This is a genomic window from Priestia sp. BR_2 (genome assembly GCF_041954005.1).
GTDB classification, from domain to species: Bacteria; Bacillota; Bacilli; order Paenibacillales; family Paenibacillaceae; genus Paenibacillus_AQ; species Paenibacillus_AQ lautus_A.
This window is the reverse complement of record NZ_JAVFHM010000238.1, coordinates 1-864: the sequence shown is the minus strand read 5'-3', so window position 1 is coordinate 864 and position 864 is coordinate 1. Positions and strand designations below refer to the sequence as shown.

The following is an 864-nucleotide window of genomic DNA, read 5'->3' as shown; positions in this document are numbered from 1 at the left end:
CATATGTGTAAAAGAGCAAGGTGTCAACGGAGTGGCGGAGGCAGCAGGCGAAAGAGGAGCAACCGAAGAGACAGGAGCAATGGGGGCAACGGGAACAACAGGCGCTACGGGAACAACAGGAGCTACGGGAGCAACTGGGGTAACAGGAGCAACGGGAGTGACAGGAGCAACCGGGGTAACGGGAGCGACAGGAGAAACTGGTGCAACAGGAGGAACAGGAGCAACTGGAGCAACTGGGGTAACAGGAGCAACAGGAGAAACTGGGGCAACAGGAGAAACGGGGGTAACAGGGGCAACTGGTGCAACAGGAGCAACGGGAGCAACAGGAGCGACAGGAGAAACAGGAACCACGGGAGCGACAGGAGAAATTGGTGCAACGGGAGCCACCGGAGCCACGGGTGCAATGGGAGCCACCGGAGCCATGGGTGTAACGGGGGCGACAGGGGAAACCGGTGCCACCGGAGCTACAGGTGAAACGGGAGCGACAGGTGTAACGGGGGCAACCGGAGCCACAGGTGTGACTGGGGAAAGAGGAGCAACAGGAGCAACAGGGGTAACGGGAGCCACAGGAGAGACTGGAGCTACAGGAGAAACTGGTGCCACAGGAGCAACTGGAGCAGCAGGAGTAACAGGGGCAACAGGAGCAACAGGGGCAACAGGAGAAACAGGAGCAACAGGAGCAGCAGGGGCAACAGGAGCAACAGGAGAAACAGGAGCAACGGGGGCAACAGAAGGAACAGGGGCAACGGGAGCAACGGGGGCAACGGTAGCGACGGAGGAAACAGTGGAGACAGGAGAGACAGAGGCCACAGGACGAAGGAGGCCGAGAGGAGAGACGAGGAGGAAAGACACCAACGGACACAA

General features: G+C 59.7%; 1 protein-coding gene. It reads left to right on the top strand.

Annotated features, from left to right (window positions below; translation table 11 throughout):
- Positions 1-31: 31 nt before the first annotated feature.
- Positions 32-864 (top strand): hypothetical protein (locus tag RB298_RS19155; protein WP_486048052.1); only part of this gene is annotated, 833 nt, incomplete at its 3' end.